The sequence below is a fragment of the Ornithinibacillus jepli genome (assembly GCF_047228935.1).
GTDB lineage: Bacteria > Bacillota > Bacilli > Bacillales > Amphibacillaceae > Ornithinibacillus.
The window spans coordinates 1,128,583-1,153,134 of record NZ_JBFEGG010000001.1; the positions used below are offsets into that span (position 1 = coordinate 1,128,583).

Annotated in this window: 29 protein-coding genes; 4 read left to right on the forward strand and 25 right to left on the reverse strand. The window is 34.1% G+C overall.

All coding sequences use genetic code 11. The annotated features are described in order from the left end of the window. Positions 1-28: 28 nt before the first annotated feature. From AB1K81_RS05855 to AB1K81_RS05950, 20 genes are all read right to left on the reverse strand, one after another. Positions 29-394: a GNAT family N-acetyltransferase gene (locus AB1K81_RS05855; RefSeq protein ID WP_412975691.1), complete on the reverse strand. Its 366-nt coding sequence runs from the start codon at positions 392-394 to the stop codon at positions 29-31. 244 nt (positions 395-638) lie between these two features. Further along, positions 639-1,100, reverse strand: a complete 462-nt coding sequence (locus AB1K81_RS05860; RefSeq protein WP_412975692.1) for a site-2 protease family protein — start codon at positions 1,098-1,100, stop codon at positions 639-641. Between the two features lie 22 nt (positions 1,101-1,122). Then, positions 1,123-1,560, reverse strand: coding sequence for a peptidylprolyl isomerase (locus AB1K81_RS05865; protein ID WP_412975693.1), 438 nt, complete (start codon positions 1,558-1,560; stop codon positions 1,123-1,125). A gap of 114 nt (positions 1,561-1,674) precedes the next feature. Then, positions 1,675-2,982, reverse strand: a complete 1,308-nt coding sequence (gene lysA / locus AB1K81_RS05870; RefSeq protein WP_412975694.1) for a diaminopimelate decarboxylase — start codon at positions 2,980-2,982, stop codon at positions 1,675-1,677. A gap of 121 nt (positions 2,983-3,103) precedes the next feature. Further along, positions 3,104-4,522: a spore germination protein gene (locus tag AB1K81_RS05875; RefSeq protein WP_412976122.1), complete on the reverse strand. Its 1,419-nt coding sequence runs from the start codon at positions 4,520-4,522 to the stop codon at positions 3,104-3,106. A gap of 64 nt (positions 4,523-4,586) precedes the next feature. Beyond that, positions 4,587-5,015 (reverse strand): stage V sporulation protein AB, encoded by a 429-nt coding sequence (locus AB1K81_RS05880; RefSeq protein ID WP_412975695.1) that lies wholly within the window; start codon positions 5,013-5,015, stop codon positions 4,587-4,589. Next, positions 4,993-5,613: a stage V sporulation protein AA gene (locus tag AB1K81_RS05885; protein ID WP_412975696.1), complete on the reverse strand. Its 621-nt coding sequence runs from the start codon at positions 5,611-5,613 to the stop codon at positions 4,993-4,995. Before AB1K81_RS05885 ends, AB1K81_RS05880 begins: the two co-directional genes overlap by 23 nt. Before the next feature lie 132 nt (positions 5,614-5,745). After that, positions 5,746-6,498, reverse strand: a complete 753-nt coding sequence (gene sigF, locus AB1K81_RS05890; protein ID WP_412975697.1) for an RNA polymerase sporulation sigma factor SigF — start codon at positions 6,496-6,498, stop codon at positions 5,746-5,748. 12 nt (positions 6,499-6,510) lie between these two features. After that, on the reverse strand, positions 6,511-6,954 hold the full coding sequence (gene spoIIAB, locus AB1K81_RS05895; protein WP_412975698.1) for an anti-sigma F factor: 444 nt from the start codon (positions 6,952-6,954) through the stop codon (positions 6,511-6,513). Further along, complete coding sequence (gene spoIIAA / locus AB1K81_RS05900; RefSeq protein WP_412975699.1) at positions 6,951-7,304, reverse strand: anti-sigma F factor antagonist; 354 nt, start codon at positions 7,302-7,304, stop codon at positions 6,951-6,953. The genes spoIIAB and spoIIAA overlap by 4 nt, the downstream gene beginning before the upstream one ends. Before the next feature lie 104 nt (positions 7,305-7,408). Beyond that, complete coding sequence (locus AB1K81_RS05905; protein WP_412975700.1) at positions 7,409-8,590, reverse strand: D-alanyl-D-alanine carboxypeptidase family protein; 1,182 nt, start codon at positions 8,588-8,590, stop codon at positions 7,409-7,411. 131 nt (positions 8,591-8,721) lie between these two features. Beyond that, positions 8,722-10,026: a pyrimidine-nucleoside phosphorylase gene (locus AB1K81_RS05910; protein WP_412975701.1), complete on the reverse strand. Its 1,305-nt coding sequence runs from the start codon at positions 10,024-10,026 to the stop codon at positions 8,722-8,724. 18 nt (positions 10,027-10,044) lie between these two features. Next, the gene (locus AB1K81_RS05915; protein ID WP_412975702.1) at positions 10,045-10,869 is read right to left on the reverse strand and encodes a purine-nucleoside phosphorylase; all 825 of its coding nucleotides are present in this window, start codon (positions 10,867-10,869) and stop codon (positions 10,045-10,047) included. 15 nt (positions 10,870-10,884) lie between these two features. Next, positions 10,885-12,060, reverse strand: coding sequence for a phosphopentomutase (gene deoB, locus AB1K81_RS05920; protein WP_412975703.1), 1,176 nt, complete (start codon positions 12,058-12,060; stop codon positions 10,885-10,887). A 98-nt stretch (positions 12,061-12,158) separates the two neighbouring features. Beyond that, entirely contained in the window at positions 12,159-13,049 is an 891-nt protein-coding gene (gene xerD / locus AB1K81_RS05925; RefSeq protein ID WP_412975704.1) for a site-specific tyrosine recombinase XerD, read from the reverse strand. 3 nt (positions 13,050-13,052) lie between these two features. After that, positions 13,053-13,259: a YqzK family protein gene (locus tag AB1K81_RS05930; protein ID WP_412975705.1), complete on the reverse strand. Its 207-nt coding sequence runs from the start codon at positions 13,257-13,259 to the stop codon at positions 13,053-13,055. A gap of 176 nt (positions 13,260-13,435) precedes the next feature. Then, positions 13,436-13,894, reverse strand: a complete 459-nt coding sequence (fur, locus tag AB1K81_RS05935; RefSeq protein ID WP_412975706.1) for a ferric iron uptake transcriptional regulator — start codon at positions 13,892-13,894, stop codon at positions 13,436-13,438. Positions 13,895-13,973: 79 nt separating this feature from the next. After that, entirely contained in the window at positions 13,974-14,621 is a 648-nt protein-coding gene (gene spoIIM, locus AB1K81_RS05940; RefSeq protein WP_412975707.1) for a stage II sporulation protein M, read from the reverse strand. Between the two features lie 92 nt (positions 14,622-14,713). Next, entirely contained in the window at positions 14,714-15,886 is a 1,173-nt protein-coding gene (locus AB1K81_RS05945; protein WP_412975708.1) for an endonuclease Q family protein, read from the reverse strand. A 1-nt stretch (position 15,887) separates the two neighbouring features. Further along, entirely contained in the window at positions 15,888-16,433 is a 546-nt protein-coding gene (locus AB1K81_RS05950; protein WP_412975709.1) for an NUDIX domain-containing protein, read from the reverse strand. A 129-nt stretch (positions 16,434-16,562) separates the two neighbouring features. On the opposite strand from AB1K81_RS05950, the gene AB1K81_RS05955 reads away from it, so the two are divergent. Then, entirely contained in the window at positions 16,563-17,474 is a 912-nt protein-coding gene (locus tag AB1K81_RS05955) for an aldo/keto reductase (RefSeq protein WP_412975710.1), read from the forward strand. 691 nt (positions 17,475-18,165) lie between these two features. On the opposite strand, the gene AB1K81_RS05960 is transcribed toward AB1K81_RS05955, so the two are convergent. The 5 genes from AB1K81_RS05960 to AB1K81_RS05980 all read right to left on the reverse strand — a co-directional run bounded on the left by AB1K81_RS05960 (position 18,166) and on the right by AB1K81_RS05980 (position 21,633). Continuing rightward, a complete protein-coding gene (locus tag AB1K81_RS05960) occupies positions 18,166-18,708 on the reverse strand; it encodes a GNAT family N-acetyltransferase (RefSeq protein ID WP_412975711.1) in 543 nt (180 codons plus the stop codon). A 423-nt stretch (positions 18,709-19,131) separates the two neighbouring features. Further along, on the reverse strand, positions 19,132-19,299 hold the full coding sequence (locus AB1K81_RS05965) for a hypothetical protein (RefSeq protein ID WP_412975712.1): 168 nt from the start codon (positions 19,297-19,299) through the stop codon (positions 19,132-19,134). Between the two features lie 248 nt (positions 19,300-19,547). After that, entirely contained in the window at positions 19,548-19,868 is a 321-nt protein-coding gene (locus AB1K81_RS05970; protein ID WP_412975713.1) for an iron-sulfur cluster biosynthesis family protein, read from the reverse strand. A 21-nt stretch (positions 19,869-19,889) separates the two neighbouring features. After that, positions 19,890-20,684, reverse strand: coding sequence for an SDR family NAD(P)-dependent oxidoreductase (locus AB1K81_RS05975; RefSeq protein ID WP_412975714.1), 795 nt, complete (start codon positions 20,682-20,684; stop codon positions 19,890-19,892). Then, positions 20,674-21,633 carry an MBL fold metallo-hydrolase gene (locus AB1K81_RS05980; protein WP_412975715.1) on the reverse strand — a complete coding sequence of 320 codons (960 nt, stop codon included), beginning with the start codon at positions 21,631-21,633 and terminating at the stop codon, positions 20,674-20,676. Before AB1K81_RS05980 ends, AB1K81_RS05975 begins: the two co-directional genes overlap by 11 nt. Before the next feature lie 190 nt (positions 21,634-21,823). Between AB1K81_RS05980 and AB1K81_RS05985 the strand changes: the two genes are divergently transcribed. Genes AB1K81_RS05985 through rnz form a run of 3 tightly spaced genes read left to right on the forward strand, consistent with a single transcriptional unit; the run spans position 21,824 to position 24,547 of the window. Next, positions 21,824-22,579, forward strand: a complete 756-nt coding sequence (locus AB1K81_RS05985; RefSeq protein ID WP_412975716.1) for a glycerophosphodiester phosphodiesterase — start codon at positions 21,824-21,826, stop codon at positions 22,577-22,579. Positions 22,580-22,594: 15 nt separating this feature from the next. Next, on the forward strand, positions 22,595-23,611 hold the full coding sequence (gene namA / locus AB1K81_RS05990) for an NADPH dehydrogenase NamA (protein WP_412975717.1): 1,017 nt from the start codon (positions 22,595-22,597) through the stop codon (positions 23,609-23,611). Between the two features lie 12 nt (positions 23,612-23,623). Continuing rightward, on the forward strand, positions 23,624-24,547 hold the full coding sequence (gene rnz / locus AB1K81_RS05995; RefSeq protein WP_412975718.1) for a ribonuclease Z: 924 nt from the start codon (positions 23,624-23,626) through the stop codon (positions 24,545-24,547). Positions 24,548-24,552: the final 5 nt, after the last annotated feature.

Genomic DNA, 24,552 nt, shown 5'->3' on the forward strand with positions numbered 1-24,552 from the left:
TTTTATTTCATAAGCATAAGTGACTTCCTTAATCTTTTGTATTATCTTCTAATGGAATACAATGATTATAAAATACACGAATTGGTTCAACAGCACTTAAATTAAAATTAGTATAAATTTTCTTTACTTCTTGAATCATCTTTTTACCAATACCAACATTTCTGTGTGAAGGATTAACGGAAATATGCTGAATTATAGCTTGATCACCATCAACTCGCAATCCGATTGCACCGATAATATCATCTACTTCTTTCCATAGATAAAGATGCCAATCTGGATTCGTCTCGTATTCTTTTATTGTTTGTTGCAATTTTTTTACATCTTTTTCCTCAGGCATAAAAGATAATAAACCCATTGCAATCTTTTCCGAATTTTTTTTGTAGCGATTTAACATAGATACCCCTCACTATGTACATAACTTTTGATCTTAATCTAGTTGAATTTATTTAACTTGGAGTCGTTATATATATTGACCTATTAATCTATATTTGTCAATAATAGTTCTAGAATACAAATATAATCCAATAAGCAAATCCCCAAATAACACCTAGAACTAATAAACTAAAAAATAGTAGGATATTTTTCTTACGCTGATTCATATTACTCATCCTTTTACCATTATTGACATTTTTTACTAACTAGTATACATTTTTTTGAAAAATTTCCTTCATAATAACATAGCCATCAGATTCTTGCTTACCTATTTTATATGGGATGCAATTCATCATAAACAACCAACCATTATAAAGTATGAATACCAAAAAGTATGGATTCGTTAAGTCTTGGTATAGGGGGTAACAGATGAACACAATTACTGCATTAAAGAATGGACCAAGGAACGAAATATATATCATCTCAAATGAGCCATATGATTTTTCTCTATTACTACTTGTCACAGCCGAAGTAAAGAATAATATTCCTATTTGAATACCAATATTTTTATATTCTAATTTAAGAACTTCCTTACCTCTACCAATAGTAACCGTTATGACATCTGCTTTCGCAAGCCTTGCACCCAGTAAATGCCCTAATTCGTGGAAAAAATTACTAATTGGTGCAACAAACAAAACGAGGTAAAACATCATTAGAGCTGTATTCATCTAAACCGTCCTAATTATTCGTTTATTCAGAGATTACTTTTACTTCTTTCATTACATCCCCATTACGCATTGCCTTTGCATGCTCTATTCCGGAAGTAACTTTTCCAAATACAGTATGGACACCATTTAAATGTGGCTGTGGTTCATGAACAATAAAGAATTGACTGCTTCCAGTATCCCTTCCTGCATGAGCCATAGATAGTGATCCTTCTTCATGTTTATGTGGATTATTTTCAGTTTCACATTTAATTGTGTAACCAGCCCCGCCAGTTCCATTTCCAATTGGGCATCCACCTTGACTGACAAATCCAGGTATAACTCGGTGGAAGGTAAGGCCATCATAGAATTTTTCATTAGCTAATTTTTCAAAGTTCGCTACTGTACCTGGTGCTTCATTTGGGTATAGTTCAAATTCAATTTTATTTCCATTTTCCATTAAAATATAGCCTTTTTTAGACATTATTTCATCTCCATTCAAATAAAAAACTATTATTACTAAATCATGATAACATTTCTAAATATGAAATTAAAGTTTAGTTACTTTTTATCCAGTCTCTAAATTCTAATACTTAATTTATTCATAAGAAAGGTCATGGCTAATGATATCTTCATATGTTTCCCGTTTAATAACTAATTTATCTTGTCCGTTTTCAACAAAAACTACAGCCGCTCTTTGAATACGATTGTAGTTACTCGCCATCGAATACCCATAAGCACCAGTTGATAAAACAGCTAAAATATCACCACTGTTTACTTTTGGGATAGGCAAGTCCCAAATCAACATATCTCCTGATTCACAACATTTTCCAGCAACGGAAACAACGGTATCTGTAGGAGAATTAGCCCGATTAGCAAGTAGACCATGATATTTTGCTTGGTATAATGCAGGTCTAATGTTATCTGTCATACCTCCATCCACAGAGATATAATCACGTACTCCAGGTATATGCTTTTGTGATCCAATTGTATATAATGTAATACCTGCATCCCCTACAATAGAACGACCAGGCTCAATCCAAATTTCTGGAAGTGGTATATCCATTTTAGCACTATGCTCTTTTACTGTTTCTACTAGCCTTTCTACATATTGATGTAGTGGAATTGGTTGGTCTTCTTCTGTATAACGTATCCCAAATCCTCCACCTAAATTCAGAACTTCTGGAATGAATCCATGACTATTTTTCCAGTCTACAAGTTTACTAAATAATATATTCGTTGCCGTCACAAATTTCTCTGTATCAAAAATTTGTGACCCAATGTGACAGTGTAGTCCTTTAAAATTAACAAATGGATTTTCCCATAAGGAATGAAAAGCTTCATCAGCTTGACCATTGTGTAAATCAAAACCAAATTTAGAATCTTCATTTCCTGTCATAATATATTGATGTGTTTCCGATTTAATTCCAGGGGTAACGCGGATGATTACATCCATTTTCTTACGATGAGATTTTAATGTCTCCGTTAACAATTCTATTTCATAAAAATTATCTACCACAACACAACCAATTTGGTGCTTAACTGCCATTTCTAGCTCTCGTGGGCTTTTATTATTACCATGAAGATGTATTTTTTCAGGATTAATCCCAGCATGTAATGCAGTATATAATTCTCCTTCTGAAACTACATCTACTGACAATCCCTCCTGTTTTATTACCTGCATCACAGCAACGGAAGAAAAGGCTTTACTAGCATAGGCGACTTGTGCACGAACCCCTAATTTTTTAAATGTATCTACAAAGGACCTACACCTCTCTCGTATTACGGAAACATCATATATATACAGTGGTGTACCATATTTTTCTGCGAGCATTACTGTATCAACACCACCAATTTCTAAATGCCCTTCATTGTTTATTCGATATGGATATTGATCCATTTCCATCTTCCATCACCTATTTTTTTAGATTAGTAAAAATACTTATAAAAAATTTATCATAATCAGTCGAAAAACTAAAGGAATAAAATCCCCCTTCGAAAAGATCCGGATTCTATTCCTTACAAAATTACTTATTAACTGGTTGGCGATATATATTTTTAGGGTGTACTATACTTGGTCTTGTATTAGCAAAAGGAGTCGGAATTCGAAATATCGCCGAAAGCAATGCCTTTGAATTAAACGGAAGCAACGGCCATAAGTATGGAGTCCGCATCGAACGAAGACTAATTATGAACAATATAAACAGAGTTGTTCCTATAACATAACCGTATATACCAAATAAAGCAGTTAAAATTAGGAGTACAACAGTCGCTACTTTATTCGCTACACTTAACTCATAACTTGGAGTGACATAAGTTCCAATTGCACTAATCGAAATATATAGTATTACTTCTGGACTTAGTAACCCCACATCAATAGCAATTTGACCAATTAATACCGCTGCAATTAAGCCCATTGCGGTTGATAAGGCTGTTGGCGTATGAATTGCTGCCATTCTTAAAAATTCTATACCAATGACACCTAGCATGAGCTGAAAAATAATTGGTATATTGCCCTCTTCATTTGGTCCGATAAAATATAGTTCTTTCGGTAAAAGAGTTGGGTCCAATACAAATAAAAGCCATGTTGGTAATAAGAAAATAGATAGAAATATCGCTAGAAATCTAAGCCATCGAATAAACGTACCAATAAGTGGTGCTTGTCGATGTTCCTCCGCATGTTGTGCATGATGGAAGAAGGTCGTTGGAACAATGATTACACTAGGAGAAGTATCTACAATGATTAATACATGTCCTTCTAAAAGGTGATTAGCAGCTACATCTGGTCTTTCTGTGAAACGAACTAACGGATATGGGTTCCATTTCCGTTCTACAATATACTCTTCTAAGGACTTTTCCGCCATTGTAATCCCATCAATAGATATCTTCTCGATCTTTTCTTTAATTAACTTGACTAATCCATCATCTGCAATGTCTTTAATATAAGATACACATACATCCGTTTTGGAACGTTCTCCTACTTTAAGCATTTCGTTACGTAAGCGCTCGTCGCGTATTCTTCTTCTTGTTAAAGCTGTATTCTCAATAATATTTTCTGTAAATCCATCACGAGAACCTCTGATTACTCTTTCCGTGTCTGGTTCCTGTGGTGTTCGACCTGGGTAGTTACGCACATCTATGGTATAAGCAAATCTCTCTCCATTTATAAAAACAATAATTAATCCAGAAAGTATTTGGTCAACCGCTTCATCTAATGTCTTAGTTTCGGAAACCTGTTGATGAAGTAATCGATTTTTTATAATTTGTGTTATTTTCTTCCGTTCACTTTCTTTTTCGTTTAAATTGACTAGTTCTTCTAAAAGGTCTTGTATAATCACACTATCAACTAAACCAGTTACATAATATAATTGAACTTCCGTTTTTAACAATACAATTTCCCTAAATCCAACGTCAAAAGAAGAACCGACTCCAATTCTCTCTTTCATATAGCGGGCATTTTCTTTAATATTTGCCGAAATCGGTTGTTGACTCAATATTAGTCCTCCATTCTCATCTTACTAAAATAATCCATTGAAATAATGAACCTGCAATTTTCCCTAAAACAACTGCCATCATAAGTGTTATTAGTTTATTATCCAACCCTATACGTTTAGATAATAACGGAAAGACATTTAAAACTTCTGTTAGTGCAGCAGCTAACATACCGTTAAATACACCATGTAGCGCTCCCCACAAAACGAGCAAGATAACCGGATTATCCCAGAATACCTCAACAAAAGAAAGATACGTACCAAATAAAGTACCTAATACTACACAGCCTGTGTACACTTTTACTAAATACAATGTTTTTGTTAGCTGAATTAATCTTGGAATAATACCTAGTACAGTTAGAAAGGCCACAAAACCACAACCAACAGCGAGTCCCCCAGAAAATCCAATCAAGACTTCTACCAGCTTAATGAGGAAGTTTTGGATCATTTAACTTATTTTCATGATAAATAACATAATCATCTAGGGACAGCTGATACTTGTGGATTTCTACTTCTAACGGACTTGGTTCTTCATTGAATCGTTTCTTAAACCAATGATTAAAAAATAAAATCATACCTATACCTAAACCAAACGAATACGGTATCTGAATCCATAACGGAAATTTATTTTCTTCTCCGGTTAATAAATAATGTAATTTTTGTTGCACGGCTTGCATACTCACATCATAGTGAAAGTTAATAATAGTCATTGCTGTACCGATAAATAATAATAACCAAACTAATACAACAATAAAGATGTTTGGGTTTTTCTTGTATTTGCTTATCCGAATAATTGTCTGTTCAGGTCCTATTAATTGGATTTCAAGTTTCGGGTAGTTTTCCGTTAAATACTTTATAATAAAGAAGCTATCAATGATAACAATTTCCTTATCTTTTTCAGTAATTCGATAAATCCTTATTTCTTCCAATTCTTTTAAATTTGTCTTTGAATTTGAAGACAAATAAGCTACATCTTTCAGTTTCACCTCCATTGGATTTTTAATTTCTAAATTCTTTTTCATACGTAAATATATTAGCCCTTCCATTTCTTTCACCTCAGGGGAATCATTATCGATACATGTTAGTATTTGTTTTAATTATCGATTTTATTAAATGGAGGACTAAAATTAGCTTTATAGTTACCAAAAAGCTGCCAGGGGATTACCCCATAGCAGCTTTTACGGATCCATCTTATTTTTCATTTCGTATAATATCTTTTTTTCAAGTCGAGATACTTGAACTTGGGAAATGCCAAGTCTTTCTGCAACTTCAGATTGTGTTTTATCCTTATAGTATCTTAAATAAAGGATTAATCTTTCCCGTTCATTTAAGTCACGTATTGCCTCTTCCAATGACAATTTATCAAACCAATTCGAATCATTATCAGCAATTTGATCTAATAATGTAATAGGATCTCCGTCATTTTCAAATACAGTCTCATGAATAGAATGAGGTGCTTTCGAAGCCTCTTGGGCATGAACAACATCTTCAGGTGAGATTTCTAATGCATCAGCAATTTCATTAATTGTTGGAGACCTACCGAACTGTTTTGTTAGTTCATCTTTTTTCTTACGGATTTTGTTACCAACTTCTTTTAAAGAACGACTAACTTTAACACTACCATCATCACGAAGAAATCTTTGGATTTCACCAATTATCATTGGCACTGCATAGGTTGAAAATCGGACATCATATGATAAATCAAATTTATCAATAGACTTAATCAAACCTATACTTCCGATTTGAAAAAGATCGTCTGGATCATATCCTCTATTCATAAATCGTTGAACAACAGACCAAACTAACCGAATATTTTTTTCAACCAATAAATCGCGGGCTTCTTTATCTCCTTGCTGACTTTTGAGAATATAGGCTTTTACTTGTTCATCCGTTAATGCTTCATTCCGCTTATCCTGCTTTACATTAACCATAGGCATCGATCCCTAATTATAAACCGTTTTACTTTTCGTTAACTGCTTTTTCATATGAACAGTGGTACCCTCACCATTTCTTGAAACTACTTCAACGGAATCCATAAAATTCTCAATAATTGTAAATCCCATACCCGAACGTTCTAATTCTGGTTTGGATGTATAAAGTGGTTGCCTAGCTTCTTCAACATCATCAATACCTACACCAAAGTCACGAATAGTTAATTCTATTTCTCCATCTTCTTGTAGCCGACAAGTGATGGATACTTTATGATCAGGCTCATTGTTATAGCCATGAATAATCGCATTTGTAACTACTTCAGAAACAACGGTTTTAATCTCCGTTAATTCTTCCATCGTCGGATCAAGCTGAGCTACAAAAGCAGCTACCGTAACGCGGGCAAAAGATTCGTTTTGACTGACACTTGAAAACTCTACATGCATTTCATTTCTCATGAAGCCACCCCCAATGTTTCTAAAGCGAATAACTCATTCTCCTCGAGACGAATAATTTTAAACATCCCAGACATTTCAAACAAACGTTTGATTGAAGGCGGTATGGAGCAAACGACCATTTCCCCTCCTAATTGCAATACTTCCTTATATCTACCGAGGACCACACCTAGCCCAGAACTATCCATGAAACTAACCTGTTCAAGGTTTAAAATTACATGTTTGACTGGATTATGATAAAGCATGTCCTTCCACTGCTCGCGCAAACTTTCAGCTTCATGATGATCTAATTCACCAGCAAGGCGAACTATAAGAACATCCTCTTTTACTTCAAATGTATAATCTAGACCCATTTTAATCCTCCTTACATTCCTTATGTAAGTACAATTCGTTGTGCAATGGGTAAATTCCTTCCTGCAAGACAAAAGAAGAAATATTTCGGCTAAACTAGAATAATTCAGTCATTTTTCGACAGCTTCTGAATAGAACGTTTAAATAGTGTAAAGAAGGAAGCCTTATCTACATCTTCATCTACTATTAAAGGTGTTTCAGAAATTAATTCCTCTCCGTTTTTCACCTGAAGAGTACCTACTTGATCCCCTTTTCTTAAAGGTAATTCAACAGTATCAAGCTTAACGGAGGTTGTTAACTCATCTATTGTATCCCCTTTTTTAAATAGTGTACTTATAGATTCTGAAGCTACGACTGCAGTTTTTCTATTTTCAGCTTTTAGTAAATTTAATTCTGTTATAGCTTGACCTTTATCAAAAAGCTTCTTCGTTTCATACGTATTAAATGCATAGTCTAGCATTTTAGATACTGTAGCATTTCTTGCCTTTGGTGTATCTAGTCCCATTACAACAGCAATGACACGCATATCACCCTTTTTCGCTGTTGCTGTTAAACAATACTTTGCTTCATTTGTAAAGCCTGTTTTTAACCCATCTACTCCAGGGTAAAAACGAACCAACTTATTTGTATTGACTAGCCAAAACTCATTATCAGTACCTTTGCGCAAATAGTCTTCATAAATAGAAGTATAGTCTGTGATGGATTCATGGCCTAAAAGTTCTTTTGCCATCATAGCCATATCATAAGCTGTACTATAATGATTTTCAGCAGGTAATCCGGTAACATTCTGAAACACGGTATTTTTTAAACCAAGTTTTTTCACTTTGTCATTCATCTTTTTAACAAAAGCTTCTTCACTTCCAGCAATTCTTTCTGCCAATGCTACACTTGCATCGTTTGCAGAAGCAATGGCAATACCTTTCAATAAATCATTTACTTTCATTTCTTCGCCAGCTTCCAGGAAAATTTGCGAGCCTCCCATTGAAGCGGCATTTTCACTAATTCGAATCGTTTCTTCTTTCTTTAATGAGCCTTTTTCTAATTCTTCCATGATTAATAGTAACGTCATTATTTTTGTCATACTTGCAGGCGGTAGTTTTTCATGAGCCTCTTTCTCAAAAATTATCTTTCCTGTATCCCGTTCAATTAAAATGCCGGATTTAGCATCAGGAGCTAGATCATATGACTCTTCATTTTGTGAATCACTATTTTCTTCTGCAACTACTGTCATGCCAAATAAAGGAAGTGTAAAAAATAGTAAACTTATCATTAGAACATATTTTTTCATTATGTATAACCTCCAGCAATCAATATAATTCTAGGATTACCATAATTAAACATATTTATAAGTCGGAAAACCATAAAACTTTTTCAAATAAAAAAGGAATCTCTACATTAGCGAGATTCCCATTTCATCAACTATTCCGTTATCACATCATAGATAAGTGTCGGTTTTTCCGTCTTTTCATCTGTAACAATAATACTAGATTGAATTAAATCAATAACCGCATCCACATTTTTACTGTTAGAATGCAATGTTAGTAAAGGTTCTCCTTTACTAACTGAATCTCCAACTTTTTTATGCAGCATAATTCCCGCAGCTAAATCAATTTCGGATTCTTTTGTTGCTCTACCTGCACCTAACATCATTGCAGCAGTTCCTAAATGGTCAGCTATTATAGATTTAACCGTGCCAGAAGTTGTAGCTTTAACTTCAATTAGGTTGGAAGCCTTAGGCAATAAATCTGGATTGTCTACAACTGAAGCATCACCGCCTTGTGAAACAAGGAATGTTTTAAAATGTTCAAAAGCTTTACCATTAGTTAGATTCTCTTCTAACAACTTTCTGCCTTCCTCTAAGCTTTTTGCTTTCTCCGCCAATACAACCATTTGACTACCGAGGACTAAACATAGCTCTGTTAAATCTTTTGGTCCTTTTCCTTGTAAAGTTTCAATTGCTTCCTTAACCTCTAACGCATTACCAATCGCATAGCCTAATGGCTGACTCATATCGGAAATAACCGCCATTGTATTTCTACCTACTTGTTTTCCTATTGATACCATTGCTCTAGCTAACTCTTTAGCATCATTAATATCTTTCATAAATGCACCAGCACCTGTCTTCACATCAAGCACAATAGCATCGGCACCAGAAGCAATCTTCTTACTCATGATAGAGCTAGCAATGAGCGGTATAGAGTTAACAGTAGCAGTAACATCACGTAGGCTGTAAAGTTTTTTATCTGCCGGTGTTAAGTTACCTGTTTGACCGATTACTGAAACTTTATTTTTATTTACCAGATCGATAAATTGTTGATTCGTTATTTCGGTATGAAAACCTGGTACAGATTCTAATTTATCAATGGTTCCACCAGTATGCCCTAAGCCACGTCCACTCATCTTGGCAACTGGAACTCCTAGTGACGCTACTAGAGGAGCTAATACTAATGTCGTCGTATCACCAACTCCACCAGTGGAATGCTTGTCAACTTTAATTCCGGTAATTTCAGATAAGTCAATCTGGTCACCAGATTCAACCATAGCCTTGGTTAACGTAGCTCTTTCTTTTTCTGTCATATCTTGAAAATATATAGCCATCATTAAAGCACTAACTTGATAATCAGGAATTTCGCCTTTCGTATAACCATTTACAAAAAAGTAAATTTCTTCGTCTGTTAGTTCCATACCGTCACGTTTCTTTTCAATGACGTCATACATTCGCATAGTAGTTCCCACCTCCTGTTAGTTCAATGGTAATGTTTGAATAATTTTCTTTACGAATTGTAAAAAGTCTTGTTTTACTTTATCTGTGGTTTCCATAACTTCATCATGTGTAAGAGGTTGATCTAAAATACCAGCAGCCATATTGGAAATACATGATATTCCGAGTACCTTCATATTTCCATGATTTGCTACCATTACCTCAGGAACTGTCGACATTCCTACTGCATCTCCACCCCAAGTTCTTAGCATTCTAATCTCTGCAGGTGTTTCATAAGCTGGTCCTGTATTCCCAACATATACTCCAGTTTGAACGTTTAAACCCAAATCTTTTGCAGACTGTAATGCGTGCTCCACATATAATTTATCATAAGCAGAAGACATGTCAGGAAAGCGCGCACCTAACTGTTCGTCATTTGGTCCGATAAGAGGACTAGTTCCCATATTATTAATTTGATCTGTAATCACCATTAAATCACCAGGTTGAAAACTTTCATTAATACCACCTGCAGCATTCGTTACAATAATAGAGTCTATACCTAGCTCTTTCATCACTCGAATCGGAAACGTTACTTGCTGCATCGTATATCCTTCATAAAAGTGAAAACGACCTTGCATAGCTAGAACTTGTTTTCCTTCTAATTCACCAATTACTAATTGTCCTTTGTGACCCGAAACGGTTGATTCCGGGAAATACGGTATTTGGTTATAAGGAATTACGACAGGATTTTCAATCTCATCTGCTAGTACTCCTAAACCTGAACCTAAGACTAGACCAATTATTGGTTTGGTGGATAATTTACTTTCAATAAATTGACTTGCTTCTTTTATTTTTGAATATTCCATTTCAATCTCTCCCAATTAAATCTCGTTTAAAAAGCTTGTTCCGTGTTGCGGTAATGTTACATTGAAATTATCTGCTATCGTTGCACCTATATCGGCAAAGGTTTTTCTAATTGGTAACTCCTTACCTGATTCAATACCTTTATGATGTATTAATAATGGTACAAATTCACGCGTATGGTCGGTACCATGGTGAACAGGGTCATTTCCGTGATCAGCTGTAATAATTAATAAATCCTTATCTTTCATCTTATTCAACACTTCAGGAAGTCTAGCATCATATGCTTCTAATGCTTCACCATAACCTTGTGGATCACGTCGGTGTCCGTGTTTTGCATCGAAGTCGACTAAATTTAAAAAGCTAATCCCCTGAAACTCTATATCCATAGATTCTACTAGCTTTGTCATCCCATCGTCATTATCTACTGTACGGATAGCCTTTGTTACACCTTCTCCATCATAAATATCAGATATTTTTCCAATTGCGATAACATCGTAATTTTCGTCTTTTAATGTATTCATTACCGTTCTTCCAAATGGCTTCAACGCATAATCATGACGATTAGAAGTACGTTCAAACGCTCCAGGGTTGCCTAAAAATGGTCTAGCAATTACTCTTCCAACCATATATTTTTCATCTAAAGTTAGTTCACGAGCAATTTCACATATACGATATTGCTCTTCAATCGGTATTACTTCTTCGTGAGCTGCAATTTGTAATACAGAGTCAGCAGAAGTATATACAATTAACGCCCCAGTTTCCATATGCTCTTTTCCAAGTTCATCTAAGATTTCAGTCCCGGATGCTGGCTTATTACCAATTACTCTTCTACCTGTTCTTGTTTCTAATTCATCAATTAATTCTTTCGGAAAACCATTCGGGAATGTTTGGAAAGGTTGTTCAATATGTAATCCCATGATTTCCCAATGTCCTGTCATAGTATCTTTTCCATTTGAAGCCTCCTGCATTTTAGTGAAATGCGCTTTTGGCTTTAAAGCCCTTTCAATTCCTTTAATTTCTCTTATATTACTGAGACCTAGTTCACCCATATTTGGCATATGTAAACCGTTCATATGTTCAGCAATATGACCTAAAGTATCAGCACCTTTATCATTAAATTTCTCCGCATCAGGTGCTTCTCCAATTCCTACAGAATCCATAACAACTAAAAATATTCTATCGAATTTACTCATATTCATAACCTCCCAAGCTTATGTTGTCTTATTTTTATAATAATATGTTCTAATCAATAAGTTGTAGGATGTCAGACAACTTGAATTAAAAAGAAAATCTATGCACGCGGATGAAAAGATTTATACATATCTTTTAATCTCGTTTTCGTAACATGTGTATAGATTTGAGTAGTAGATATATCTGAGTGTCCTAGCATCTCTTGAACAGCACGTAAATCAGCACCATTTTCTAATAGATGTGTTGCAAAAGAATGTCTTAACGTATGGGGTGTTATATCTTTCATTATGTTAGCATCTCTAGCTAGTTTTTTTAGTATCTTCCAGAAGCCTTGTCTTGTCATAGGTCTTCCGTGCTGATTTAAAAATAAAATATTCTCATCTCTATTCTTTTTTAATAGATTTAATCGAGCATATTTTAAATAATCTTCGATAGATTGCTGTGCCATATCTCCTAGTGGTACAATTCTTTCTTTCGAACCTTTACCGTAACAACGGACAAATCCCATCGTTAAATGCAGATCATCATTTTTAAGCGTAACAAGTTCACTCACCCGAAGACCTGTGGCATAAATCAATTCAAGCATTGCCCTGTTACGAATATCTAAAGGAGAGTTTCCTTTAATATTTAGGAGCTTGTCCACTTCTTCTATTGATAAAACATCTGGAAGTTTTCTCTCTTTTTTAGGTGTTTCAATATGTAATGTTGCATCATGGTTGACAATTTCTTCACGCATTAAGAAATGGTGGAATTGGCGGATAGATGAAATAGTTCTAGCAATAGTGGCGGATGACTTACCTTCGTCTCTTAGTTTATAAAGAAAACCAACAACATCCGTTCTAGTAACCTCATTCCACGATTCTTTCTCACCTGTAGCCATATCTTTTGTATACCTATTTAAATCTCTTTTATATGATTTTAATGTATTATCAGATAATCCTCGTTCAACTTGCAGATAATGAAAAAAATCATTATAAGCATGATTTAGCATTCTCTACTCCCCTAATCGAAAAAAGATATTTAAACGATCAATAAAGCTTTGCTCATTATTGAATACTTTAACTGATGGACCCTCAGGCGTATCATATCGATGAAACTGTTCATACTCAGAATGCATTACTTGTAACCCAAAATAAAATAAGCATGTACAAGCGACAAAAATAGCAAATACCTTAACCGTATCCCATACCATCTTTTTCATATGGCATTCTCCTTTAATTAAAACTAATTATTAAAAGATATGCCAAAAAACATATACTTTATACATATTAACTAGAAAACAAGTCCCATAATATTTATGATACATATACATTTTACACTAAAAAGAATACGATGAAAATTAAAATAATGCCTTCTCCTATTGAAAAGGCATTTTGATTAAGAAGTAGTTTCTACAGCTGCTTTCTGACATGTTTTACAAAGTCCGTGGAATGTTAAGCGGTGATCTTGTACTTGAAAGCCCCATTCTTTTTCCACTACCTTTTCTACATCACCTAATAAGTCTTCCATAATTTCTTCTACCGATCCACACTCAATACAAACTAAATGATGATGAAAGTGCTCGGCCCCTTCTTTTCGTAGATCGTATCTGGAGACGCCATCGCCAAAATTAATTTTATCAATTATTTTAAGTTCTGATAATAATTCCAACGTACGATATACGGTTGCTAAACCGATTTCAGGTGCTTTTTCTTTTACTAATAAATAAATGTCCTCAGCACTTAAATGGTCCGCTTCTCGCTCAAGCAATACCCGTACAGTTGCTTCACGTTGTGGAGTCAGCTTATAGCTTTGTGCATGAAGTTGTTTCTTTATACGATCAATTCGATGTTCCATGGCGATCTCCTCCCTCATATCCCACCTTTAATTATATGCACACGGATTAAGCGTGTCAAAACTTAAATGGTTCTGTGCACTATTCTTTCGTATATAAAGTTTTAATATAAGAAACCATCGCTTCATTTGCAACAAATGCTTCAATTATGGCTGGAATCGCAGAAATGATAAGTAATACAGTAAATACCGTAACATATTTAATAAACGGGTTTAATACTGGCTGTGAAAATGAGGCTTTTCTGGCAAATAACTTATTTAATAATCCAAGTGTAAATATCATGGAGAGACTACCAGCAATGATATAAATCGGGATTACAAGTATATTCTGTGGTGCAATAGAAAATGTCGCTAGTATAAACCCTTCAACTCCCAACTGGTTGACGATAAAACCTACTGAGAACCCTACAACTAATCCTTTTAAAAAAATTAATATCCATACAATAGGTAATCCAATAACCGATAAACCTAAAATAAATAAAAGAAGTAAGTATCTTACATGGTATAAAAAACTTTCCTTTAATATTTCATTATTACTAATAGTATTATCATTCGTTAAGTAGCCAAAAAAACGTTCTACATAAAAAAATAGATCTGTTCTCTGTTCAAACCCCATACTGTTTACTACTATTGCACCAAAAACGATCCCAGTTAAAAATAAAATAATCATAAATACATAAATAGTAGCATGAGTTTTTAAATGGTCTATTACTAGTGTACGTTTGTTCATCGGAATCCTCCATTCACTCTCTCGTCTATAATAAAAGTTATGAAGTTTTCCAGATAAACATTCCTATCAAATCTATGTTTTTTATTAGAATATCATTCAGACTGTTTTACACTTCCGTATTTGCCACCACCACCAGCTGTAATTACTAGTTTTCCTTCTCTCATTTGTATAATAGATTTCGCAATGTGTTCTGGTATTATTTCTATTAATTCTTCATAGGGGACTTGATGAATGATATTCATTTCCGTTTGAAAATTTTCTAATAATTTTTTAAAGGTTTTTGGTCCAAGTTTCGGTAAATATTCAAGTGGTACTTGATACAAATACGGTGGTCGATTTATAACTTTTCCATCAAAATCAGCTAGCTCTTCAATTCGATCTGCTACACCTTTCACTATCTTACTTGAACCACACTTCTCACATACAGATGTATCTGAACTCATATAATGAAGACATTTATCACAAACAGTCTTATGATATTTACCTAGCATAGGATTCATACCATAATTACGAACTATTTTCCTTCCTTCAACTTGATGAAGTGCATAATGGAACTCTTTAAAGGAAGGCTCCTTCATCATGATTTCCTGATATTCTCTTCCAATCTTTGCTAAAGAATGTGCATCTGAATTAGTCACATAAGTATAGGAATGAAGTTCTTTAATTTGGTCTGCCATAAATGTATCTGAGCTAAGTCCCAATTCAATCCCATCAATTAAATCTCGATCAAATACTTCTTCTAGGGATTGATTGACACCTTTACCGTAAAGACTTTTATAAGGTGTAAATACATGTGCTGGGATAAAGATTCCTGACAGCTCTTTCACTTTATATTGCAGTTCTTTAGCTGAACCATAATAACGTTGTGAGCTTAGTGTAATATTCTTCATCTTGGTAACTAACCATTCTGAGAACTGTTCCATTTCCTGTAAACTAGGCAGGAAACAAAGGACATGAATTGGACCACGACAATTCTTATCATAAACTTCAATTTCAGAACCTAATAATAAGGTTACCTCTTCAAAACGGATTCCTCCATCTGATAGTTCAAATGCTAATCCATCTCTTATAAGCTGCTTTAATTCGTGTTGTACATTAGGTGATTGACAATCAATAACCCCTATCAATTGAATCCCTTTGTTCCGACTAGATTCTTTTAAAATATTGGTAATCGTTAGGTTCTTTGATGCTGTAATCTTAACCGGCTTATCAAATACATCTCTTCCAATATGAATATGCATATCGGCAAAATAAGACCTTAACATGTTATAACAGCTCCCGCATTTCTAAGTAAAGAATCGCATAAATCGTTTTAGCATCATGGATTCGTTGTTCTTCTACTAATTTCCTTGCTTCATCTAGACTTAATTCTAATATTTCAACAAACTCATCTTCATCCATTGCAGGGGGTACTTCTAGCTTCTCGATATCCTTAGCAAAGTATATATGCATTAATTCATCCGCAAACCCTGGAGAAGTATAAAACGAAGTTAGCTTTGTTACATTTCTAGCCGTGTATCCCGTTTCTTCTTCCAGTTCACGAATAGCAGTACTTTCTGGTTTTTCTCCTGGTTCAAGCTTTCCAGCTGGAATTTCAACAATGGATTTCTCTAAAGGCTTTCGATATTGCTCAACGAGCACAATCTTATTTTCTTTTGTTATAGGAATAATTGCGACAGCACCCGGATGTTTGATTAACTCTCTTTTAGATAGTTTTCCATTTGGTAATGTGACATCATCTACCTGTAATTTCACAACTTTTCCATTATAGATAGATTTTGAACTGATTGTCTTCTCTTCAAATTTATTCATTTCGTTCATCCTTCTCAACGTTAATGATTTTATTTTAGCATATGTAATCTTTCAAGTTAATGAAGAAAAGCTTAAGAACTTGGCATTGGCTATTCATTTGAAATATGATAATGCTAGGAGGTTGTTAGGATGAAAAAAAATAAGCTAGGAACATCAAATATTGAAATATCTGCTTTGACTCTAGGTTGTATGACTCTTGGAACTGATAAAGAAAAAGCTAGAGACATTATCGATTTTGCATTAGATAATGGTATAAACCACTTAGATACTGCAGATTTGTATGATTTTGGTTTAAATGAAGAGATTGTTGGAGATGCAATTCGGCATAAACGAGATCAAATTATACTTACTACTAAGGTCGGGAACCATTTTAATAAATTGAATCAAGATTGGTTTTGGGATCCATCAAAAGAATATATATTAAAAGCAGTAAAAGAGAGCTTAAGAAGGCTTAAAACCGATTATATCGATTTTTATATGTTACATGGTGGAACAATTGAAGATCCAATCGAAGAAACGATTGAGGCTTTTGAACGATTAAAACAAGAAGGAATTATTCGAGCTTACGGCATTTCTTCTATAAGACCAAATGTTATTCGAGAATTTGTTAACAAGTCTTCTATTGATGGAGTGATGACTCAGTACAGCTTACTAGACAGACGACCAGAGGAAGAAACGTTAGACTTACTATATAAGAATAATATTAGTGTACTTGCAAGGGGACCTCTTGCAAAAGGGATGTTAAGTAACGTATCACGTAATCAAATAGAGCAAAAAGGAAAAGACGGTTATTTAAATTATACGTATCAAGAATTAATCACCGTCCAACAAGAATTAGAGAATATCTCTTCTAATGTAAATGAGCTGGCATTAAAATACGTGTTACATCATCGAGCTGTAACAAGTGTTGTATTTGGTGCAAGTTCATTGCAACAAGTAAGAGAAAATATAACATTAAATACTAATGATTTATTAAAAAAGGATGTATACGTAAAGTTAAAAGAAATAACTAAGGAAAACAAATATACGCAGCATAGATAGAGTAAATAGTTTTTCTAACATAGAGAATATCCGCGAAATTACAGATTAAATTGTCGACTAACTAACAGTACTAAACATACAATATAGCTTGAGGGAAAATTCAACCTCAAGCTTTTCTTTGTATTTTAGTAGTAGGTAGCCCTGTAACTCATGAAAGGTTAATTGCTTCATATGACACCTCACTTTATATATATTTTTTACAAAAAGTGTACAATACAAATAGCATATTTATTATTCATATAGTTTAGAAATCATGGATTTATGTAGTACATTTTACTTTTCAGTAGAATACCTAACAATAATAAAATTATATTAAAGATGCTAAAACAGATTAATACAAGAATTGCCTCACCAGTAAAGCTAATCGTTCGAAACCGCTATGGTTGTTGAGATGATATTCTTGCCCCCTATAAGAAAACCAAATAATAGCCGAAATAAATAGATACAAAACAACTAGGAATATGGACTTTATATAAACTAGTATTTTATTATTTGAAGAAATCGATGGAAATGCAAATAAAAATAGACCACCATATACAAGCATAATTAAAAGTACTTCAGAAATTCCCACTTTAACTCCTCACATTCCTAGTGATGAAAATGGTAATTATCACCAAAACTATCTTTTCTAAATATAACGATATACATATCACCATGTGAAATAACCGTTTAAAGATTTAACGGTATAAAATTAACGGTTAATAATCCCATAATATACTAGGTCCATATATTGACCATCCTTTATTACATGCTCTTTCAAAATCCCTTCTTTAGTCATACCTAATTTTTCCATAACTCGACCTGATGCTGGGTTGGTAGTAAAATATCGCGCGAAAATTTTGTGATAATTTTTTTCTTTGAAGGCAAAATTAATGACAGCTTCAGCAGCTTCTGTAGCAAACCCGTGTCCCCAATATTCTTCACCAATCCAATATGCAATTTCACCATGGTTAAAGCTCTGATTATTTGATAGTGCTATTGCTCCGAATACCTCTCCTGTTTCTTTATTTGTTATAGCAAATTCATATGCTTTATTTGCATTAAAATTCTCAATATGCCTTTCCATCCATATTAATGCATGTTCTTTAGAGTATGGATAAGGAAGGTACATGGTATTTTTATATATATTGTAATTATTACATAATCTAGCTACAACTTCTGCATCAGATTTTTGGAAAAATCTTAGTAAAAGTCTGTCAGTAGTTATAGCTTTAGTTTGATGGTTATATACCATATAATCTATCCCCCAATAAACGTAATATTTGTTGCCTTAATTACTATATATAAACATGTCTCCTTTTCTTTTTACATGGTTGAATAATTTGTAGTTATGTCCAGAGCTTCATCCCTATTTCTAGCTGGAGCTGTAATCAAGTATCCATCCATACCAGTCCAGGAACCACTGTCAGGATTATCCGCTTCTCTTGTATGGATCATTACTGAAAATTGTTCGAATTTACTGTCTGCATATATTAATCCGAACGTGTAAATATCTGGTATTAATATTCCATCTCCGCCACTTCTAAAATAGGATGCAATATTCCGGGACCTTCTCCATCATAAAATAATTCTAGCTTCTCCCTATTGGAATCATAGGTAAATGTTCTCCTTGAATCTCAACTGTTCCTTCAAACCTCTTATCACCAGATATTAGATTTTATAATGTACCATTTAGTTGCACGGAAACCTCTTCATACACATCGTTATCACCTAGTTGATAATAAACCCCTTCTAGAGTTTTATCATACTGTTTAGGGTTGAAATACCAAATAACAACGGATAGGAAAAATACTATTATAGTAGTATACAAGAACCTCTTCATCAATTACACCCTTCTATCAGTCGTTACTTAAAGAAATACTACCATATTTCAAATAAATGATGTGGGAAAAATCAAAATATAAATCAATTAAAGGTAGTTCTATTAATTGAGGATGGGTTTAATTGTTTAATAATTCACTTCATTCATTCATTATTCCACCTTTCAAATTATATTTAACACTACTAAAAATCGCGCAAGTTAACTTAGATAATAACTTACGCGACTGTAAATATGATTTATATAGTTGTTCATTATTCAACAATACTTGATGTTGATATAAATGGATTTAGTATCCCTTCAGGACTTGATAATCGAAACATTCCATTTATATAATCTAATTTCATATCATCAGCAAAAAACACTGCTTGCATTTTTTCAATTATAGTCGGAAAAGTGTTGTTATCGACTTCAAAATGCTTATCTTCCTTGCGAGATACTAGAATGAAAGTAGGTAGCCCATTTACACCACAGCCTAACCCTTTTGTGTCATATTTTAACTGTAGGAAATTCAAGTTATGAACATTTAATTCATTAATCTTTCCTTGAGCCTCCGGTGTTATTGTAAGTTTCAATTTATATCTCCCCTAAATCTGCTATTTTTTATTGAATTGCTTTTTAAGTACTTTCTCCATAATACCTGGAAAAACTTGATAAAGCCTACTACCTAAATCCATCCATAAAGGCATATTAATTTCTCGTTTCTGAGTAAAGACATGTTCTACTATTTTAGTAGCAACTTTTTCAGGGTCAAGCATATAACGGTCCACACTTTTTTGATAATTTCCATCTGGATCTGCTAAAGAAAAGAAGTTTGTTCTTACTGGACCTAAATTAACTGACGTGACTGCTATATTATCTTTTGCAGTTTCCTGCCTCAAAGCATTAGTAAAACCAATAACTGCATGTTTAGTAGACGCATAAACTGCCGACTTAGGTGTTGATATTTTTCCAGCTTGTGAGGCAATGTTAATAATGTGTCCGGAATTATGATGAATAAAATGTGGAAGAAACAACTTCGTCATTCGTATAAGAGAAAGAACATTTAACTGGAACATGATCTCAATATCTGCCCATTTCGTTTCATCTATATATTGAAAGACACCAACCCCTGCATTATTAATTAGGGCATGAATCGTTTCATGCTCTTTTAAGACAATGGAAACTACTTCATCCATTTCCTCAATTTTTGTTAAATCAGCTCGATAATAATAGGCTTTTATATTATGTTCCTCTTTAATTTGATCTTGTAGCTGACGTAATTTATCTAATGACCGAGCAATCATAATTGGTGTTCCACCATTTGCTGCTATTTTTTTAACAAGCATTTCTCCAATACCGCTCGATGCGCCTGTAATAACAATTCTTTTTCCATGAAATTTAGAATGCATGATAATAGAAAACCCCGTCTTCAATAGTTTTTGTGACTAAACCATTATCCTCTAAATAATCTAATTGACCAATTGTTTCGGACATAGTTAAGTCAATTTGTGTTTCGTATTGCCTAGGGAAAATTTGCTCACATAGTTGAAAAGGAGTTTGAGCGTATTCCTTTAGTAAACTAAGTACTTTATTAGCGCGCGTTTCTTGTTTAGTCAAAGCACGGGAAACAACTTCACTTACATCATGAAAAATTTTCCCGTGACCTGGTAGTACAACATTTATATCCAAACTTAAACATTTATTTAGATTTGCTCTATATTGTAACAAAGGTTTAGGACGATCGGTTTTTCCGATTAAAGGAGGTTCCATAATCGGGTTTGGACTAATATGATGAAGTAAGTGATCACCACCAATGAAAGTGCCGTCATCCTTTAAAAAAGATAAATGGCTTTGTGCATGGCCTTTTGTCTCCACAACCTTAAACTCAGGATGACCTGGTAACGTATCCCCTTCATCAATTGGTATCGTTAATTTACCTTCTCCGGCCCAATCTAATTGACCTCTTAATTTTTTTAATACTTCTCGAAACCGGCTAGGTACACCATTTAAATTAAAATATTCATAGTAAAATGTCTCAAAATGATTAAAATAATCTTCATCACGCGTTAGCCAAGGCTCAACATTTTTATGACCAATAATATTCTCGACTTTGTCAAATCGATCTATTAATCCAGTATGGTCTGGGTGATGATGGGTTAAAACAACTTGTTCAATATCATTTGGCATATATCCCAAATCTTTCAACTGATCAACCAATGCAACCCAAGCAGCTTCCGTTCTTATTCCTGCATCTACTAAAGAAAGCATCTCTCCTTTTAATAAATATACATGGGTATCTCCTACTGCAAAAGGAGTTGGAACTGTTATCTGATGAATCGTTTTTTTGGCTACTGTCATTTAATTCCCCTCTATTCTATAAAACTTGCCTTTTTCCACATAAAACTGAATCCTCGTTCATTCACTTATAGTTATTTTAACGCTAAAATAGAATGAAGTCACTAATCAATACTTCGTGAATCTTTTTGTAGTGTTTCCCCTTGTGTATTGGTTGACTTTCCCATTAATTTGAAACAAAATCAAACTAGAGGTGAAGGATTTGACAACTAAAATTATTGCCCACCGTGGAGCAAGTAAGATTGCACCTGAAAATACAATGGCAGCCTTTGAACTCGCCTATAATCTTGGCGCCGAAGGAATTGAGACGGATGTACAATTAACAAAGGATAATATACCAGTCTTAATCCATGATGAAACAGTAAGCCGTACTACTAGTGGTAACGGCTATGTAAAAGATTTTACTTATGATCAATTGGCCAAATTAGATGCTGGGTCTTGGTTTTCATCGGATTTTCGTGATGCAAAAATAATTACATTAGATGATTTTTTAACTTGGATCAAACCAAAAGATTTATATATTAACATCGAATTAAAAAACAACAAAATTGACTATAAAAACTTAGAACAAATTGTTTATGACAAGCTAAAGAATCATCGCTTGTTAGAACGGACGACTATATCTACATTTAGTCCAAAAAGTGTACAAAGATTAGCACCTTATCAAGATGAGGTCGAGATAGCATTTTTAACTTCCAAACGAAATCCTTATCTAGTTGAATATGCAAAAAAACTTGGTGCTAATGCACTACATATCAAGTATCGTTTATTGAATCAATCGCTAATGAAAGCCTCACAAGAACAACATATGCCCGTTCGGGTTTACACGGTGAACAAGTATAAGCATATGATGAATTGTTTTTTGCAAGATTGTGATGGTATTTTCACAGATGTACCTTATAAAGCATTAACCTATAGAAAAGTATACCAATTTAAAAAGCAATTATAATGGAGGTTTATAATCATGACAAAACTTTTCTCCCCAATTACGTTTAAAAATATGACATTAAAAAACAGAATCGTAATGTCTCCAATGTGTATGTACTCATGTGAAAATGGAGATGGTAAATTAACACCATTTCATAGGACTCATTATGTATCTCGAGCAGTTGGGCAAGTCGGTTTAGTGATGTTAGAGGCAACCGCTGTGGAAAAAGCAGGACGAATTACAGCAAAAGATCTTGGAATATGGGATGACGAGCATGTAGCTAGTTTAGGTGATCTTGTTAAAGAATTACACCATTACGGTTCTAAAGCCGGTATTCAGCTAGCTCACGCAGGTCGTAAAGCTGAGGATGAAGATGTTAATTATGCTCCATCCCCTTTACGATTTAATGAAAAATACCAGGAACCTTCTGAATTAGACATTTCTGGTATTAAACGCATTATTCATGCATTTGGTGATGCAGCAAAAAGAGCAGCAGATGCTGGGTTTGATATGGTTGAAATCCACGCAGCTCATGGTTACCTTATTAATCAATTTTTGTCTCCATTAACTAATAAGCGAACAGATGAGTATGGTGGCGGTAAAGAAAATCGTTTCCGTTTCTTAAAAGAGATTGTAGAAATTGTTTCAAAAGAATTTAACGGTGCTGTTTTTGTTCGTATTTCATCTGACGAGTATAACGATGCTGGAAACACATTAGAAGACTTCCTTTTCTATGCAAGACAATTAAAAGCGCTAGGCATTGATTTAATTGATTGTAGTTCTGGAGGAATTGTACCTGCTAAAATCAACACCTACCCTGGATACCAAGTTAAACGTTGCGAAGCCATTAAGCATACAGTTGGTATTCCTACAGGAGCGGTTGGACTAATTACTACAGGCATTCAAGCTGAGGAAATTCTGCAAAATGACCGAGCTGATCTTATCTTCATTGGTAGATCTTTATTAAGAAACCCATATTGGGCAAAGATTGCAGCCGATGAACTAGGCTATGAACTAGAAGCTCCTAAACAATATGTACGTGGTTGGAGATAAGGAGGCTCGTTCATGGAGTTATTATTTTTAGGTACAGGTTCAGGAGTACCATCTAAAGAACGAAATGTTTCGTCTATAGCACTAATGATGTTACAAGAAGCTAATAGTATTTGGTTATTTGATTGCGGAGAAGCAACACAACACCAAATTCTTCATACTTCGATAAAACCTAGAAAAATAAATAAAGTATTCATTACCCATATGCACGGCGATCACATTTTCGGATTACCAGGTTTACTAAGCTCTAGGTCTTTTCAAGGCGGTGAGGATGAACTAATCATTTATGGTCCTAAAGGCATAGAAGAATATGTACGTACCAGTTTAAATCTTAGTGGTACACATTTAACCTACCCCCTCTCATTTGTTGAAATAAGTGAAGGGAAAATATTAGAAGATGAAGGGTTTATTGTATACTGTAAAAAGTTAGATCATGGGATACCAAGCTACGGTTTTCGCATTGAGGAGAAAAGCAAGCCAGGAGAATTACAAGTGGATAAGTTAAAATCACTAGGTGTAAGCCCTGGTCCAATTTACAGCCAAATAAAAGAAAATGAGACAACTACGCTTGAGGACGGTCGAAAGATAAACAGAGAAGATGTTATAGGACCAGATAAATCTGGAAGGCATATTGTCATACTTGGAGACACAAGGTCAACGGAAGAAAATGAACAATTTGTTCAATCTGCAGATGTTTTAGTTCACGAAGCAACTTTTAACAAAGCAAGTATAGAATTAGCCCGTAACTATTTTCATTCTACAACTGAACAAGCAGCATCCCTTGCAAATAATAGTAATGTAAAAAAGTTAGTCTTAACACATATTTCTTCTAGGTACCAAAAGCAAGATTTGGACCAACTATTAGAAGAAGCACAAAGCATTTTTCCAAATACGGAAATTGCTTCTGACTTTTTCAAAATAGATGTTCCATCCCATTAAAAGGA